The organism is Campylobacter sp. W0014, assembly GCF_020135975.1.
Taxonomy (GTDB): Bacteria; Campylobacterota; Campylobacteria; order Campylobacterales; family Campylobacteraceae; genus Campylobacter_D.
The window spans coordinates 1-14336 of record NZ_JACHTR010000016.1; the positions used below are offsets into that span (position 1 = coordinate 1).

The 14336-nt window shown below is 29.1% G+C and carries 16 protein-coding genes; 3 read left to right on the top strand and 13 right to left on the bottom strand.

Annotated elements, in window-relative coordinates; genetic code table 11:
• Positions 1–7: 7 nt before the first annotated feature.
• Positions 8–406, bottom strand: coding sequence for a CoA-binding protein (locus H2277_RS06015; protein ID WP_337201447.1), 399 nt, complete (start codon positions 404–406; stop codon positions 8–10).
• Between the two features lie 104 nt (positions 407–510).
• On the opposite strand from H2277_RS06015, the gene H2277_RS06020 reads away from it, so the two are divergent.
• On the top strand, positions 511–921 hold the full coding sequence (locus tag H2277_RS06020) for a copper resistance protein CopD (protein WP_337201448.1): 411 nt from the start codon (positions 511–513) through the stop codon (positions 919–921).
• Here the strand turns inward: H2277_RS06020 and trmA are convergent.
• Genes trmA through H2277_RS06040 form a run of 4 tightly spaced genes read right to left on the bottom strand, consistent with a single transcriptional unit; the run spans position 908 to position 5683 of the window.
• Positions 908–1981, bottom strand: coding sequence for a tRNA (uridine(54)-C5)-methyltransferase TrmA (gene trmA, locus H2277_RS06025; RefSeq protein ID WP_337201449.1), 1074 nt, complete (start codon positions 1979–1981; stop codon positions 908–910). The two genes, H2277_RS06020 and trmA, sit on opposite strands and share 14 nt — an antisense overlap.
• Positions 1978–3699 (bottom strand): Na+/H+ antiporter NhaC family protein, encoded by a 1722-nt coding sequence (locus H2277_RS06030; RefSeq protein WP_337201450.1) that lies wholly within the window; start codon positions 3697–3699, stop codon positions 1978–1980. Before H2277_RS06030 ends, trmA begins: the two co-directional genes overlap by 4 nt.
• Entirely contained in the window at positions 3696–4445 is a 750-nt protein-coding gene (locus tag H2277_RS06035; RefSeq protein WP_337201451.1) for an SDR family NAD(P)-dependent oxidoreductase, read from the bottom strand. Before H2277_RS06035 ends, H2277_RS06030 begins: the two co-directional genes overlap by 4 nt.
• Positions 4442–5683, bottom strand: coding sequence for an ankyrin repeat domain-containing protein (locus H2277_RS06040; RefSeq protein ID WP_337201452.1), 1242 nt, complete (start codon positions 5681–5683; stop codon positions 4442–4444). Before H2277_RS06040 ends, H2277_RS06035 begins: the two co-directional genes overlap by 4 nt.
• A 102-nt stretch (positions 5684–5785) precedes the next feature.
• On the opposite strand from H2277_RS06040, the gene H2277_RS06045 reads away from it, so the two are divergent.
• Positions 5786–6238 (top strand): methylated-DNA--[protein]-cysteine S-methyltransferase, encoded by a 453-nt coding sequence (locus H2277_RS06045; protein ID WP_337201453.1) that lies wholly within the window; start codon positions 5786–5788, stop codon positions 6236–6238.
• Here H2277_RS06045 and H2277_RS06050 read toward each other — a convergent pair.
• From H2277_RS06050 to mobB, 5 genes are read right to left on the bottom strand one after another with little or no spacing between them, the layout of a single operon-like run.
• Positions 6235–7176, bottom strand: coding sequence for a hypothetical protein (locus tag H2277_RS06050; protein ID WP_337201454.1), 942 nt, complete (start codon positions 7174–7176; stop codon positions 6235–6237). The genes H2277_RS06045 and H2277_RS06050 overlap by 4 nt on opposite strands.
• The gene (gene metG / locus H2277_RS06055; protein ID WP_337201455.1) at positions 7176–9041 is read right to left on the bottom strand and encodes a methionine--tRNA ligase; all 1866 of its coding nucleotides are present in this window, start codon (positions 9039–9041) and stop codon (positions 7176–7178) included. Before metG ends, H2277_RS06050 begins: the two co-directional genes overlap by 1 nt.
• A 20-nt stretch (positions 9042–9061) precedes the next feature.
• Complete coding sequence (locus H2277_RS06060; protein WP_337201456.1) at positions 9062–9259, bottom strand: hypothetical protein; 198 nt, start codon at positions 9257–9259, stop codon at positions 9062–9064.
• A complete protein-coding gene (locus tag H2277_RS06065) occupies positions 9252–10094 on the bottom strand; it encodes a class 1 fructose-bisphosphatase (protein WP_337201457.1) in 843 nt (280 codons plus the stop codon). The genes H2277_RS06060 and H2277_RS06065 overlap by 8 nt, the downstream gene beginning before the upstream one ends.
• A 14-nt stretch (positions 10095–10108) precedes the next feature.
• Positions 10109–10588 carry a molybdopterin-guanine dinucleotide biosynthesis protein B gene (mobB, locus tag H2277_RS06070; protein ID WP_337201458.1) on the bottom strand — a complete coding sequence of 160 codons (480 nt, stop codon included), beginning with the start codon at positions 10586–10588 and terminating at the stop codon, positions 10109–10111.
• 108 nt (positions 10589–10696) lie between these two features.
• On the opposite strand from mobB, the gene H2277_RS06075 reads away from it, so the two are divergent.
• Entirely contained in the window at positions 10697–11182 is a 486-nt protein-coding gene (locus H2277_RS06075) for a hypothetical protein (RefSeq protein ID WP_337201459.1), read from the top strand.
• On the opposite strand, the gene H2277_RS06080 is transcribed toward H2277_RS06075, so the two are convergent.
• The 3 genes from H2277_RS06080 to gltX are packed head-to-tail and all read right to left on the bottom strand — an operon-like array spanning position 11079 to position 14284.
• On the bottom strand, positions 11079–12707 hold the full coding sequence (locus H2277_RS06080) for a lytic transglycosylase domain-containing protein (protein ID WP_337201460.1): 1629 nt from the start codon (positions 12705–12707) through the stop codon (positions 11079–11081). The genes H2277_RS06075 and H2277_RS06080 overlap by 104 nt on opposite strands.
• A complete protein-coding gene (locus tag H2277_RS06085; protein WP_337201461.1) occupies positions 12704–12985 on the bottom strand; it encodes a YggT family protein in 282 nt (93 codons plus the stop codon). Before H2277_RS06085 ends, H2277_RS06080 begins: the two co-directional genes overlap by 4 nt.
• A gap of 3 nt (positions 12986–12988) precedes the next feature.
• The gene (gene gltX, locus H2277_RS06090; RefSeq protein ID WP_337201462.1) at positions 12989–14284 is read right to left on the bottom strand and encodes a glutamate--tRNA ligase; all 1296 of its coding nucleotides are present in this window, start codon (positions 14282–14284) and stop codon (positions 12989–12991) included.
• Between the last annotated feature and the right edge of the window lie 52 nt (positions 14285–14336).

Sequence of the window (14336 nt, forward strand, 5' to 3'; positions counted from 1 at the left end):
GAAATTATCAATTTTTATAAAGTGGTAATTCTCGCATAATGCATCTATCTTGAACAAAATTAATCCCTAGTTTTTGACATTTTTCTCGCACTTCATCATTAAAAATACCAAGTTGAAGCCAAAAATTTTTAATCCCTTTTTGTATGATAATAGGTAATAAATTAGCAGCAAAACTTCCTTTTCTAAACATCAAAACAAGATCAATTTTTTCATTGATGTCCTCTAAATTTCTGTATATTTTTTCACCTAAAACTTCTTCAAATTTAGGATAAACGGGATAAATTTTATAACCATTTTCTTGCAAATATTGCGCTACAATATAAGAAGCTTTACTGCTATCAACGCTCAAACCAACTACAGCAATACTTTTTGTTTGCTCAAGTATTTTTTTAATATTTTCTTCCATGTTTTTTCTTTCAATAAGCTTTGAAATGATATTAATCTTATTTTCCTTAAAGATTAACAAAAAAGAACAAAATTGGTATAATAAAAGCAAAAAAAGGAGAATAAATGTTTTATCCCTATGTTTTGTTAATACATTTGCTTTGTGCGATATTTTTTATAGGCTATTTGTTTGTGGATATTTTTATTTTAGGAAATTTAAAAAAGAAAAATCCCAATCTTGATAAGGAACTTTTTCAAACCATCGGTGTTAAGATTATGCCTTTTATTGTGATTATTTTGCTTTTAAGTGGCGGAGCGATGATATCTTTTCATATCAACCCTTTAAATTTGCTTTTTCTTATAAAAATATTTTTTGCTATTATTATTTTATTTTTAGTGTTATTTTCTTTGTTTTATCATTTTATTCTAAAAAGGAAAAATCCTTTGGGAAATTTCATCCATCTTTTGGTTTTTATCCTTTGTTTAGGAATTGTCATATTAGCAAAATTAATGAATTATTTTTTTATATCTTTGTAAGTAAAACGCCGCATTCTAGATGAGCGGTATTTACAAATTGATCAAAAGCAGCCATTTTTATAATTTTATGTGTTTTGCTTAAGACTTTTAAATTTTCTTTTAAACTTATAGGATTGCACGAGATGTAAATAATATTATCATATTGCTTTATCAAATCCATCACGCTTTTATCTAGCCCTGCGCGAGGTGGATCGACTAAAACATGAGAAAAGCAAAAATCATCTAAATCAATATTTTTTAAGCGAAAAAATTCTCTCTCTTTTTTTAAAGCTTGGCTTAATTCTTCACTTGAAAGTCGAGTGAAATAAATATTTGAAACATTGTTTAATTTGCAATTTTTAAGAGCAAAATTGATATTATTTTTTGAAATTTCAGTCGCTAAAATCTTAAAAAAATCATCAGCCAAAGCAAGGGTAAAATTGCCATAACCACAATAAAGCTCAAGTAAATCTTTTTTAGCTTGAGTGGCAAGATTTTCTTTGACCCAAGTGATCATTTTTTCATTGATGAAAGTATTGGGTTGAACAAAACAATCATTGTTAAATTCATAAAAAATTTCTTTATTATTAACTAAAAGACTTTGTTTTAAGTTTTCATGATTAAAAACTAATTTTTTATTTTTACTTCTTGCGATCAAATTACAATTTAACTCAAAGCTTAGTTTGGCTAAGTCTTGATTGATAGTTTCTATATTTTTATGATAAAGTAGGGTAGTGCTTAAATCATACTTGGTTGCTAGAAATTCCACGCCAAAAAGTTTTTCTTTTAAGTTTGGATTGGCTTTGATTTTTTCAAGTAAAATCGGCATAAAATTGCAAATTTTTTTATCGGGAAAATCTATATTTTCTATGATGATTTTTTTCTTAGTTTGGGGATCAAACATCGCATAATAAAGCTCATTATTTTCATGATAAAAAGAAAATTCAGCTCTAGTTCTAAAGTGTTTTTCTAAAGAATTAAAAAATTCAATTTCCCCTTTGTAAAATTCAAGAAAAAAATCTTTTATAAAAGAAATTTTTTCTTGAAAATCAACTATATTACCAAATTCTTTAAGACTCATGGTAATTTTTTTCCTATCATCTTAAGCAATAAAGTGATAAGAATCAAATTAAGCGGTAAAACAATCCAAATGCTAAAGCCTAAAGATACTGGAATATATCCTGTCACTAAAGAAATAGCACAAATAAATAAAGCATAAGGAATTTGAGTTTTAACATGCTCCATATGATCGCATTTTGCACTCATTGAAGATAAAATAACATTATCAGCGATTGGCGAACAATGATTTCCAAAAATAGCTCCTGTTAAAACACAGCTAATATTAATCACTATATAATGATGCATACCATTAGCATCCATTCCGCTAAGCTGTGCTATTTTATAAGCTAGTGGAACAGCTAAAGGCATTAAAATTCCCATGGTTCCATAGCTTGTACCTATGGCAAAGGAAATACCTGAAGCAAAGGCAAAAATAGTTGCAGGTAAAATATAATCAGGCATTTTATCCGCTAATAAACTCGTGATAAAAAGCGAAGTTCCAAGCTCTTTTACTATGCTTGAAAGCGACCAAGCAAGCAAAAGAAGTATAATGGTAAAAATCATTGTTTTCCAACCATAAATCCAAGTTTCAATGGCTTCTTTGATATTGAAAATTTTACGATAAACCCCGATAAATATCGCCACGATGCTTGAAAACAAAGCCGCTTGAAAAAGAACGACTGAAGAATCAGCCTTTCCAAAAACCATTCTTAAGGTTTCAAAAGAAAGAGGATGGGTATTAGCTTTTTCTAGATCCTCTCCTGATAAAGCATTAAGGCCATTAAAATAAAAACCAAGTAAAGCAAGCACCATAAGGGTTAAAATAGGAATGATGGCGTTAAAGGCACAAATTTTTATTTCATCTTTAGGGGCTAAAAATTGATCTTCTAATTCTGCTGTATCTAAAGTTTTGGATTTCACAACAGGTGCGACTTTTCCAGTAGTTATGGCTCGCATTTGTGCTTGATACATGGGGCCAAATTCTCTTTTCATTACGGCTGTCATTAAAACAAAAAAGAGCATAAAAATATTATAAAAACGATAAGGTATGGTTTCTAAAAAAACGCTAAAGGCATTGATATTTTCATAACCGATATCCTTATAAGCGGTCTTAATAAGAGAAATTTCCACACCTATCCAAGTTGAAATGATGGCAATTCCAGCTACAGGTGCAGCAGTAGAATCAATAATAAAAGCGAATTTTTCACGCGAAATTTTAAATTTATCTGCCAAAGGGCGCATAATAGGGCCAACTATTAATAAATTAGCATAATCATCAAAAAATATTAAAAGTCCTAAAAACCAAGTATTAACTTGAGCGCTTACGGCCGATTTTGCTCTTTTTGCAAATTTTAAAGCTAAGGCCTTTGCACCGCCCATTTTAGTTACAAGTGCTACAAGTCCGCCTATACAAAGAATTTGTAAAATGATACCTGCATTAGCGGGATCTGAGGCAGAATTTAAAATAAAAGTGATGATTTTAGAAAAAGATTCTACGGCTGTATTATAAAAATTGAGCAGCGAAAGCGAATGCTCTTTTAAGATATGAGTAGAAAGACTTAAAAGAAAAGTTCCACTTAAAACACCCATAAAAAGGGATAAAATCACATCTTTAGTGATAAAGGCTAAGGCGATAGCGACAAAAGGCGGTATTAATGTAAAAATTCCAAATAAATTAGCATTAGTTTCAGAAGAAGCCAAGCAAAACAATGGCAAACAGACAAATAAAAATATTCTCATTGACTCTTCTCTATGTGAAAGCCATTCCAAGTTTGAGTAATTGGCATAAGTTCTATTTCATTGATATTAATATGTTCTGGAAGATTGATAATGGATAAAATAACTTTTGCAATATCCTCAGCACTGATAAATTTGGTATTTTCATAGACTTTATCAGCCTTTTCTTTATCCCCTTTAAATCTTACCTCGCTAAATTCTGTTTTACATAAACCAGGAGCTATATTGGTAACTTTAATATTGCTTCCACGCAAATCATTTCTTAAAGCCTTTGAAAATTGTCCAACAAAAGCCTTAGTTCCACAATACACATTGCCTCCAAAATAAGGATTAGTGGCTGCAACCGATCCTAAATTGAAAATATAGGCATTTTTTTGCTTTCTAAGTATAGGAATCACAGCTCTAGCGATGTATAAAAAACCTTTAACATTAGTATCAACCATAGTTTCGATATCTTCTAAGCTTAGGCTATCGAATTCATCTTGTCCTAGGGCAAGTCCTGCATTGTTGATTAAAATATCAATTTCTTGAAATTCTTTAGGTAAGTTTTGTATCTTTGAAAACACTTTTTCTTTTTCGCGTACATCTAAAGCGATAGTGTGTATTTTTTCTTGAAATTCTTGTTTTAAAAGTTCAAGTTTTTTTTCACGTCTAGCTATAGCTACGACTTTAAATCCTTCTTTGATTAAGGCTTTGACACAAGCTTGACCAAATCCAGCGCTAGCTCCGGTAACTAAAGCGGTTTTCATTCTAAACTCCCTCCATAAAATAAATTTTCATTTGCTTTCAATCCTAAGCTTTTAAGATAATTTGCATTTTCTTGTTTTCCTGCTGCTATAGCAAAATCAAGTGCATTAAAACCTAAATCATCAACATCATGAATATTAGCACCCTTTGCAATCAGCATTTTTAATATTTCAACATCTCCATAAGCCGCAGCATGCATTAAAACATTTTTTGAAGTATGCTCCAAAGCACAAAAGGTTATAAAATATGGGGTATTGTCGTAATTATTAGCGCTTAGAGCTAATTTTTCATTATTATTGATATATCTTTTATTAACATCAGCTCCGTGCTCTAAAAGCAAAGAAATGATATCTTTTCGATTAAATTCAATAGCATAAAATAAAGCGGTTTTGCCAAAAGCATTACTGCTATTAACATCAGCACCCTTATCTAATAAAAATTTAGTATTGTCATAATTTTCTAACGCATAAAACAAGGCATCTTCATAACCTTCATCGATTCTAGCTCCATAGCTAATCAAAAGATCAAGCATAGGTTGTCTTCTTTGATTTAAAAGTGCAGCTTGCAAACCTATAGTAAGTTCATCTTTGCTAAGATTGTTTTTAAAAAGAAAATCTTGCAAATATTCTATGGAATTATTTTTATTTGAAACTACTTTAGCTAAAGGGCTGATATCTTTGTAAATTTTTGTTTCACCCACAGCCCATTTTAAAAACTCATTTAAGGCATTGGTTGCATAATATGTATTGCTTCCTTGATCAAAACTGAAATTCTCTTGAAAATATTTTTCTAAAGGATTAATAGCTTGATTATATTCTTTCCAAAATGCTTTGTAAAGTCTAAAATTACCTATACTTTGATACGCCCAATATCTAAAATAAGATTTTAAAACATCATATCTTTTTTCTAAATTTTCAGGAGTATCTAGGCTTTTTTGATAAGATCTAGGATCAAGAGCGATTTTTAAAAGCAAAAAATCAAATTTTTGCAGCTTAGGTAGATACTCTATGCCGTTACAAGCGCTATTTTCTCCGCGAATTTCATTGGCTATTTTGTAAAGCTTTTGGGTAAAAATTTGATTTTTTAAAGAATCAGGACATTTTGAGGCTACTTTGAGATACGTAGAATTGATATCTTTTTCAAAAACTTGCGTTCTATTTTTTTTTATATAATCACAACCTATAATATCTTGCGCTACTAAATTTAATAGGCTGCAAAGTAAAATAAAAAATATTTTCAATTTTTTTCCTTTTTTTGGAAATTGATTTGATATTTTAACTCAAATAAGCTTTAAATTTAAATTAATCATTTAGATATTATAAAGATTTTAGTATAATTTGTTATGTTTCAAGTTTTTTATAAATTGCCTGTATGTTCTTTATTGTTAAAAAGTGATGGTGAATTTTTAACCGAAGTTGATTTTTGTTTCGAGGATAATTTTGAGGAAAAATCCTGTGAATTATTGGAATTTGCTACTTGGGAATTAAAAAATTATTTTTCTAAAAAATTAAAAGTTTTTAAAACTCCTTTAAAATTTCAAGGAACTAGCTTTGAAATCAAAGTTTATAAAGCTTTGATGCAAATTCCTTACGGACAAACGATTACTTACAAGGAACTTGCAGAAATTATCAACCACCCTAAAGCTTTTAGAGCCGTTGGAAATGCTAATTCTAAAAATATTATTCCTATTTTTATCCCTTGTCATAGAGTACTTGCAAAAAATAGCATGGGTGGATACAATGGCGGAATTAATATCAAGAAATTTTTACTTCAAAACGAAGGTGTGAAAATTTAAAATAGGCTTGGAAGTTGGTTTGATTGATTTTCAAATTCTTGTTCAAAATCTGCATGATTTTCTAAAATAAGACAATATTTAAAATCTTTTAAATTCTTAAGATCTGAAAGCTTATCATATGAAAAATCGCAAAATAAAGAATTTTTTACCGCCGTTTTAAAACCTTTGGTGTGTTTAAAATTTTCATTCCAATAATCAAAGGTATTTTGATTATTAACAACTATAAAAGCTTTTGTGCTTGTACCAAATTCGCAAATTTCAAATTTTTCATCAATGAAATAAATTTTAAAATCATCTATTTTATTAAAATCAAAGCTGATTTTTGTATTTTTTTCTTTTAAATAAGTCATAATTTTGGCAAAAATTTGCGCATACACAAAAGGCAAATTTAGATTTTTAAAATACAAATTATCACAAACTAAAGTGGTAAAAAAGAAACTCGATCTTGAAAGAAGGGTGAAATTAACCTCTTTTAAAATTTCAATATTGGCACAAATTTTAAGCAAATAATTTTCATCATTAAAACAAAAAATTTCTCCTTTTTTTGCTTTAATAAGCGCATCAAAATCTATAAACACATTTCCTTTTAAAACATTTAAAGAAAATGCTTTACAAATACTTAATTCATAAGATTTAAGCGATAAAAATTTACATTCTTTTTCTTCGCATAAAAAACGTAAAAGTTTCATTAGAGCAATTTCTAAATTTTCAACCTTAAGATAATAAATTTCCTTATCTTCAATAAAAAATTCATATTCAGATATAATCGCAAAAGCACCTTTATCGATTGCTTGGGCTATTTCTTTTTCATCGTTACTAAAAAAGGCAAATTCGCTTTTTAGTTCATTGAGATTTAAGGCAAATCCAGCCACGCTTAAAATACTTCCTTCATTGAGTATATTTGCGTGGATGAGTTCGCTTAGATTGCTTATATTCATCAACCTATTAATGCTCCATTGTCAATGATTTGTTCAGGAGTAATAAGAACGAGTTTGTCGTTGTGTTTTGCACTCAATATCATACCATTGCTTTCATGTCCGAAAATTTTTGCTTTTTTGAGATTGGTTAAAACGCAAACTTGTTTTCCTATTAAATCAGAAGCTTTGTAGTATTTGGCTATACCAGAGACTACTTGACGGACTTCTTTATTTTTAAGTTCAAGTTGAAATTTCAAAAGTTTTTCACTACCTTCTATATTTTGACAATCTAAAACCGTAGCGACTTTAATTTCTATTTTAGAAAAATCTTCGATTTTTATTTTTGCTTTTTCTTCTTTTTTAATTTCTTGCTTTACTTCTTGTTTGATTTCAACTTTTGGAAATAAAACTTCACAAGCTGTGGCTTTAAAATCAAATAATTCATTTTGGATAATCAGTTTTTCATAATTGATAGTTGAAATTTCAAAATTTAAAGCTTGAGAGATTTTTTTACAAGAATTTGGTAGAGCAGGGCTTAATAAAATACTAGCCCTGGCTAAAATATTTGTACAAAGTCCAATAAGTGCATTTGCTTCATCGTGTTTATTTTCTTTGATCAGATTCCAAGGTTCGTATTTACTGATAGCTAAATTTGCCACGCTTAAAGCCTTGAAAATCTCTTCTAAATAACGATTACACTGCAAATTTTCTAAATAATCTATAGCAAGTTTTAGATATTGCATTGCTTCATCAAGTTCATTTTTATAAAGATCTAAAACTTTATTTTGGGTAATTATTCCATTGTTATATTTTTGACTCATGCCTATGATGCGATTGAGTAAATTACCAAATTCATTGCTTAATTCAGCGTTGATGCGATTAATAAGCATATTTTCACTAAAATCCCCATCATTTCCAAAAGGCACTTCTCTAAGTAAGAAATATCTAAAAGCTTCTATGCCATAAGTATCTGCAATTTCTTTAGGTTTAATAACATTGCCTTTAGACTTGCTCATTTTTTCACCTTCTTTAGTCCACCAACCATGCGCACCTATGAATTTAGGTAAAGGTAATTCCACGCTCATTAAAAAAGCTGGCCAATAAATCGCATGAAAACGTAAAATATCTTTACCAACTAAATGAATATGTGCAGGCCAAAATTTTTCCTTTTGAGTCTTTAAAGAGCTAACATAAATGAAAAGCGCATCAAGCCAAACATAAATAATGTGTTTATCATCATTGATTTCTTTTGGAAGTTTAATACCCCAATCAAAACTGGTTCTTGTAATAGAGAGATCTTTTAAGCCATTTTGTATAAAATTTACAAGTTCATTTTTTTTATTTTTAGGAAGAATAGGATCTTTTTCTTCATACCATTTAAGGATTTGATTTTGGTATTTTGAAAGTTTGAAAAAATAGCTTTCTTCTTTTAAAAGTGTGGTATTTTTTCCACAATCTGGACAGCAAATTTCATTAATTAGTTGGCTTTTGGTAAAAAAACTTTCGCAAGAAATGCAGTAATGTCCTTCGTATTGATCTTTATAAATATCACCTTTTTGCCACATTTTTAAAAACATAGCTTGCACAAAGTCAATATGTGTTTGATCTGTAGTTCTAGCATAAATATCATAATTAATTTCTAACTCATCCCATAGTTTTTTAAATTCGGCACTGATTTTGTCCGTGTATTCTTTAGGTGTTGAATTTCTTTCTTTTGCAGCTTGTTCTATTTTTTGCCCGTGTTCATCAGTTCCTGTTAAAAATTTAGTTTCATGGCCTTGCAAGCGATAAAATCTAGCCATGGTGTCAGCAATAATGGTTGTATAAGCGTGTCCTAAATGAGGCACATCATTTACATAATAAATTGGAGTTGTAATATAACGCATGTTCAATTTCCTTAAAAAATTTAAAAATCAAATCCGCCTTCGGTTTTACCCTTAGACATGCTATTATAAACAGCATCAACATAGTCTTTTCGTGTTTGGCAGGTAAAAATTTCTTCGCAATTATAGCAAGAATTTAAGTTTTTTGAATTTTGACAGGATAATAAAATTTCTTTTTTATTATCCATTTCTTGTTCAAATTCATCTCTAGTTTCAGCCATTATAAATTTCCAAAAGCCTTTCTATTTCATATTTGGAGCCAAAAAAACAAGGTGTGGTTGCATGTATAGCATCAAATTCAAGATCGAGTAGGGACTGATTGCTTCCATTTGTGGTTTTTCCACCTGCTTTCTCTATAATAAAAGCCAAAGGAAAAACTTCAAAAAAAGCTCTTAATTTTCCCATAGGAGAATCTTTTGTTGCCGGATAACTAAAAATTCCGCCCCCTTTGAGTAAAATTTGATTGATATCGCTAACCATAGCTCCAGAATATCTTAAGCGATAATTTTCATCAAATAAAGTTTTGATAAATTTGGCGTGTTTTTCGTCCCAAAATTTTTGAGTTCCACCTGTAGCGTTGATTTTTCCTTTTTCGCCCATTTTTAATTCTTTAATAAAAACAAATTCGTTATTTTTATCAAGACGATATAATTTAGGCGTATCTTCGCAAATAACCATTTCTAGTCTTGCTCCATACATACTATAAATTGCTGCTTTTAAATTTTTAGCACTAGCTTTTTCTTCATAAATGCCAAAAATCGAACCTATAGCAAAATTAACATCCATAAGGCTAGAACCATCAAGCGGATCATAAGCTACAATATATTTTGCATTGTCATTGACTTTTAAAATTTCATTTTTTTCTTCACTGATAATAGCTTTAAGAGTAGAGCACTGGCTTAAAGTTTTTGTAATGATCTCATCGCTTAAGATATCAAATTTAAGTTGAGTATCACCTGTGGAATTGTGATTTTGGCTATAACTTGTATCTGGAAATTTCAAAGCGTCTGAAATTTCTAAAACGGCCTTTTGGATATAAGAAATTAATTCTTCCATTGCAACCCTCCTTTTTAGATTTTTTTTGCATTATCTAATATATATCTACAAATTTCTTTAATATTGTTTAAATCAAGCCAAATTAAATTTGGATGAATAATTTTATCATAACTTGCAATGGCTTGAGAAAATGGAAAATAACTTTCATCGATTTCTTGACAAAAAACACTAATTCGTGGCAAATCTAAACTTTTTAAACCCTCAACTAAACAAATGTCAAAATCTTGTGATAATTGTAAAGCTTGCAAAATATCTCTTTGTTTGCGAGAAAAAAAAGTTGTTCTTGTAGGACTTAAAACCATTACTTCTGCACCGGTTTGAAAAAATTTAAAACTATCTTTACCGTTAAAATCAAATTGTGCTTTATCCGCAGGATCGTGCTTGATAATAAGAACTTTTAATCCTTGATTTATAAATTCATTTGAAATTTTTGTGATAAGAGTTGTTTTTCCGGAATTGGATGGGCCACTAAAGGCCATAATTAATTTTTCCATATTTTTTTTTCATTTTCCTAAAAATTAAAATCAAATTATAATATTTTAAACCAAAAAATAGAGTTAAAAGGTTAAAATTATAAAAAATATTTATGATTAGGTTAGAGTATGAGAATTTCTTTTTTGTTATCAAGTGTTTTATTTTTTAGTGCGTGTTCTATGAAAGATCCTGCTATTGTGGATACAAATTTAAAAACCCAAACTCTTATGTTTTCTCAAAAATACAAAATAACACAAAATAATCTTAGTGCCATTGTTACAATGTCTTATTTAAATCCTGTTTTAGATCATGCTAGTGATGATGATATTTTTGCTTTTACGCTCACGCCTGATTCTTTTAAGATAGATAAATTAGAGATTTTTTTAAATAACAAGAAAGCTAGGGCGCGAGAACTTGATCCATCTTTTTTGAAATATTTATTGCAAAATAATTATACAAAGTATCTAGAGGTAACACTTCCAAGTATAAAGATGGAAAATTTTATTAAGGCTAGGATTTGTTTAAATCACCTGCCTTGTTTTGAATTAAATTTTCAAAAATATCCGAAATCTTTATACTATCGTTCAGAAGATGTCGATACACAATATAATTAGCCAAGACTTTTTTTCCATAAATTCGGCTTTCTTGATAAGGAATTAATTCCATAGATAAAAAAGGCTCATATTTTCCATTTTTAAACATATCATCTCTAACCAATAATCTTTTAACGAACCCTATGCCACCATTGTAAGCATAAGCGATAAATAAGGGAGATTTTAATCTTTTTTCCAAATACTCTAAATGATGATTTCCAAAATAATAAGCAATTTCAGGTTTAAACATAAAATCTTGATCAAAATTTGGAATTTTTAGTTCTTTTTCTCCAATATGATTAGCCAAAAAAGGCATAAATTGCATCATGCCTAAAGCATAAGAAACCGAAATGGCTGTAGGAATAAATCTGCTTTCTTGTCTGGCAATGGCTAAAATCAAAGCTTGTCTAGGAATATCATAATCTTTGATGTATTGATAATAGGGTGTAATGAAATAATGTTTTTTAAATTTAGATTTTCGTTCTAAAATATAAGCATAAATGGGCAAAGTTTCTTCTGTATCAAATATTTTAGCTAACTCATCTAACTTTGTAGCATTGGCTTCAAGTATAGTTTTGTTAAGTTTTTGCCATGCAAATGGATCTTGCATGTTAAAATTATTTTTTTCCTTATCAACTTTGATAGTTTCTATTTTTGGAAAAGCAGAATGTGTTAATTCTTTAGCATAAAGACTATAGATATTCAAAGAATTACTTTGAGCGAGCATTTGTAAATCTTTTTCATCTTTTTTAATTAGCCACATCCAAAAAATAGCATTATCTCTGCCACTTCTGCTTTTAAAAGTTTGTGCAGCTTGTTTGAAAAACTCATAAGCTATATGATCTTTATCATAGGTTAGGGCATTCACACCTAGATAAAATGCTGTATATTCTTTTGTGTTTTTCGGATTGGTTTGTAAAAGAGAATATCTAAATTTTGGATATTGTTTTTGGATGATGATGGTTTGGGCAAAGTTGTTAAAATCATTATAATTTGAAATTTGATTCACAAAACTTGCATTTAAATCACAATCTCCATGATCGGCTTTTAGGTATTTATAGAGTTTAAAAAAGCCATTTATATCGTCTTTTTCTTCCATGTATTTCATAGGTTTATTGGAATTAAAAGCAAGAAGTAAATTTGCTAAATCAGGCCTTTTAGAATCCAATTTCTTTGCCAATACCTCTCTATCTTTATCGCTTAAGCTTGCTATAAAAGAAATTGAATTTAAACGCACGCTTTGACAAGTTAAATTTGCATCTAAAATGGTATTGTTTGTATAAGTATAGCATTGTATATATTTTGGATTGATATAAGGTTTAATAGGGATAATTTTTTCAAGTTCTGTTTTTATTTTACCTACATAGCGAAAAATATGCGATTTTAAATTTTCAACTTCTTTTTTATGTAAGGTTTTTTTCTCTAAAAGTCTATAGATATAATAATCTTTAGCTAAAGAATTATCTTGTTTTTTTAAAGTTTCTAAGTCATATTCTAAGGCATTAAGATATATAAAACCTAAAAGCAATAAGCATATTTTTTTCACAAAAGGCTCCTTAAAATACTATCAAGGAAAAAGCTGAGAAATTGTAATACTAAGAGTATAATTAAAGGAGCTAGGTCAATATTTCCTATGCGTGTTGGAATTTTTCTTACCAAAGCATAAGCAGGGTAGCTAAGCTTATATAAAATTTGAACGATAGGATTGTATGGATCAGGATTAACCCAGCTTAAAAGTGCCGTAATAACAATAATCCAAGTGTAAATATTAATAACAATGTGTAAAACTTGAAAAATAGCATAAATAAAAGAATCAATAACCATAATTTACATCCTTGCTAATTCATGTATGAAATTTTTTATATGCGGATAAAGATCGCTAAGTTCTGGTCCGTGAATATTTCCTGTTAAAATTATCCTTAAAGGCATAAAGAAATTTTTACCTTTTAAACCGCTTTTTTGCAAAAGATAGTTTTTAAAATCATCATAATTTTCAAAAAGTTCTACATTATTTAGAATTTCTTTTAAAATTTTGCACTCTTTTTCAAATTCAAGATAATCTTTAGGGCTAAAAATAGCATAAATTTTTTCTTTTAACTCATTGATAGTACTTGCTTCTTGGGTGTAAAATTTTGCCAAATTAGCTAGATCTCTTTTAGAGTTTAAAATTTCATTAAGTTTTGAATTTTCTAGTAATTTTATATGTTCTCGGTTGATTTGTAAAAGTTTTTTTAGATCAAATCTCGCAGGAGATTTTGAAATTTTATTGATATCAAACCAAGAAATAGCTTCTTCTATGGTGAAAATTTCACAAGGAGTTTTATTTCCTAAGATAAGGAGATAATTAGCGATCGCGCTTGGCAATATCCCTTGATCAAGTAGCCATTTTACAGAAGAATGCGCTTCTCTTTTGCTCATTTTAACACCTTGTTCATTAAGAATAATTGGCAAATGCGCATAACTTATTTTTTGCTCATAACCTAAACTTTGACGGATATGCTCTTGTTTAGGCGTATTGGAAACATGATCTTCCCCGCGTATAATACAAGTGATATTTTCAAGCATGTCATCCACAGCACAAGCAAAATTATAAGTAGGGGTTTTATCTGTTCTCATGATAACAAAAGAATCAATATTATCAGGCTCAAAACTAAGCTTTCCTTTGATAAGATCTGAAAATTCTATCGTTTCATTAGGTTTTTTAAGGCGGATAACAAAAGGTTTTTCACATTCTAAAACATCAATGTCTGCTAATTTTTCACAAGTTCCATCATATCGATAAGGTTTTCCTTGCTGTTTTGCTAGTTCTTTTTTTTCTTCCAATTCTTTTTCTGTGCAAAAACAAGCAAAAGCTTTTTTTTCGCTAACAAGCCTTAAAGCCATTTGTCGATGAAATTTTAAATTCTCACTTTGCACATAGTATTCTTGCCAAGAAATTCCAAAAAGACTTAAAATTTCTTTTATTTCTTCCTCTTTTCCTTCTATATTTCTTGCTTTATCAGTATCTTCTATGCGTAAGACAAAATGAGTGTTTTTTTGTTTAGCGCAGATGCAATTAAACAAAGCCACGCGTAAATTTCCTATATGCATATCTCCTGTTGGAGAAGGGGCAAAACGATACATTGTAAAACCTTATATTTTGGATTTTCAAAAAACAAATTATAACAAATAATTT

Excerpts from the sequence above, each read along its gene's own strand:
- H2277_RS06075 (WP_337201459.1), top strand. The coding sequence starts at position 10,697 with ATGAGAATTTCTTTTTTGTTATCAAGTGTTTTATTTTTTAGTGCGTGT.
- trmA (WP_337201449.1), bottom strand. The coding sequence starts at position 1,981 with ATGAGTCTTAAAGAATTTGGTAATATAGTTGATTTTCAAGAAAAAATT.
- H2277_RS06015 (WP_337201447.1), bottom strand. The coding sequence starts at position 406 with ATGGAAGAAAATATTAAAAAAATACTTGAGCAAACAAAAAGTATTGCT.
- gltX (WP_337201462.1), bottom strand. The coding sequence starts at position 14,284 with ATGTATCGTTTTGCCCCTTCTCCAACAGGAGATATGCATATAGGAAAT.
- H2277_RS06050 (WP_337201454.1), bottom strand. The coding sequence starts at position 7,176 with ATGAATATAAGCAATCTAAGCGAACTCATCCACGCAAATATACTCAAT.
- H2277_RS06035 (WP_337201451.1), bottom strand. The coding sequence starts at position 4,445 with ATGAAAACCGCTTTAGTTACCGGAGCTAGCGCTGGATTTGGTCAAGCT.
- metG (WP_337201455.1), bottom strand. The coding sequence starts at position 9,041 with ATGCGTTATATTACAACTCCAATTTATTATGTAAATGATGTGCCTCAT.
- H2277_RS06045 (WP_337201453.1), top strand. The coding sequence starts at position 5,786 with ATGTTTCAAGTTTTTTATAAATTGCCTGTATGTTCTTTATTGTTAAAA.
- H2277_RS06030 (WP_337201450.1), bottom strand. The coding sequence starts at position 3,699 with ATGAGAATATTTTTATTTGTCTGTTTGCCATTGTTTTGCTTGGCTTCT.
- H2277_RS06020 (WP_337201448.1), top strand. The coding sequence starts at position 511 with ATGTTTTATCCCTATGTTTTGTTAATACATTTGCTTTGTGCGATATTT.
- mobB (WP_337201458.1), bottom strand. The coding sequence starts at position 10,588 with ATGGAAAAATTAATTATGGCCTTTAGTGGCCCATCCAATTCCGGAAAA.
- H2277_RS06060 (WP_337201456.1), bottom strand. The coding sequence starts at position 9,259 with ATGGCTGAAACTAGAGATGAATTTGAACAAGAAATGGATAATAAAAAA.
- H2277_RS06085 (WP_337201461.1), bottom strand. The coding sequence starts at position 12,985 with ATGGTTATTGATTCTTTTATTTATGCTATTTTTCAAGTTTTACACATT.
- H2277_RS06065 (WP_337201457.1), bottom strand. The coding sequence starts at position 10,094 with ATGGAAGAATTAATTTCTTATATCCAAAAGGCCGTTTTAGAAATTTCA.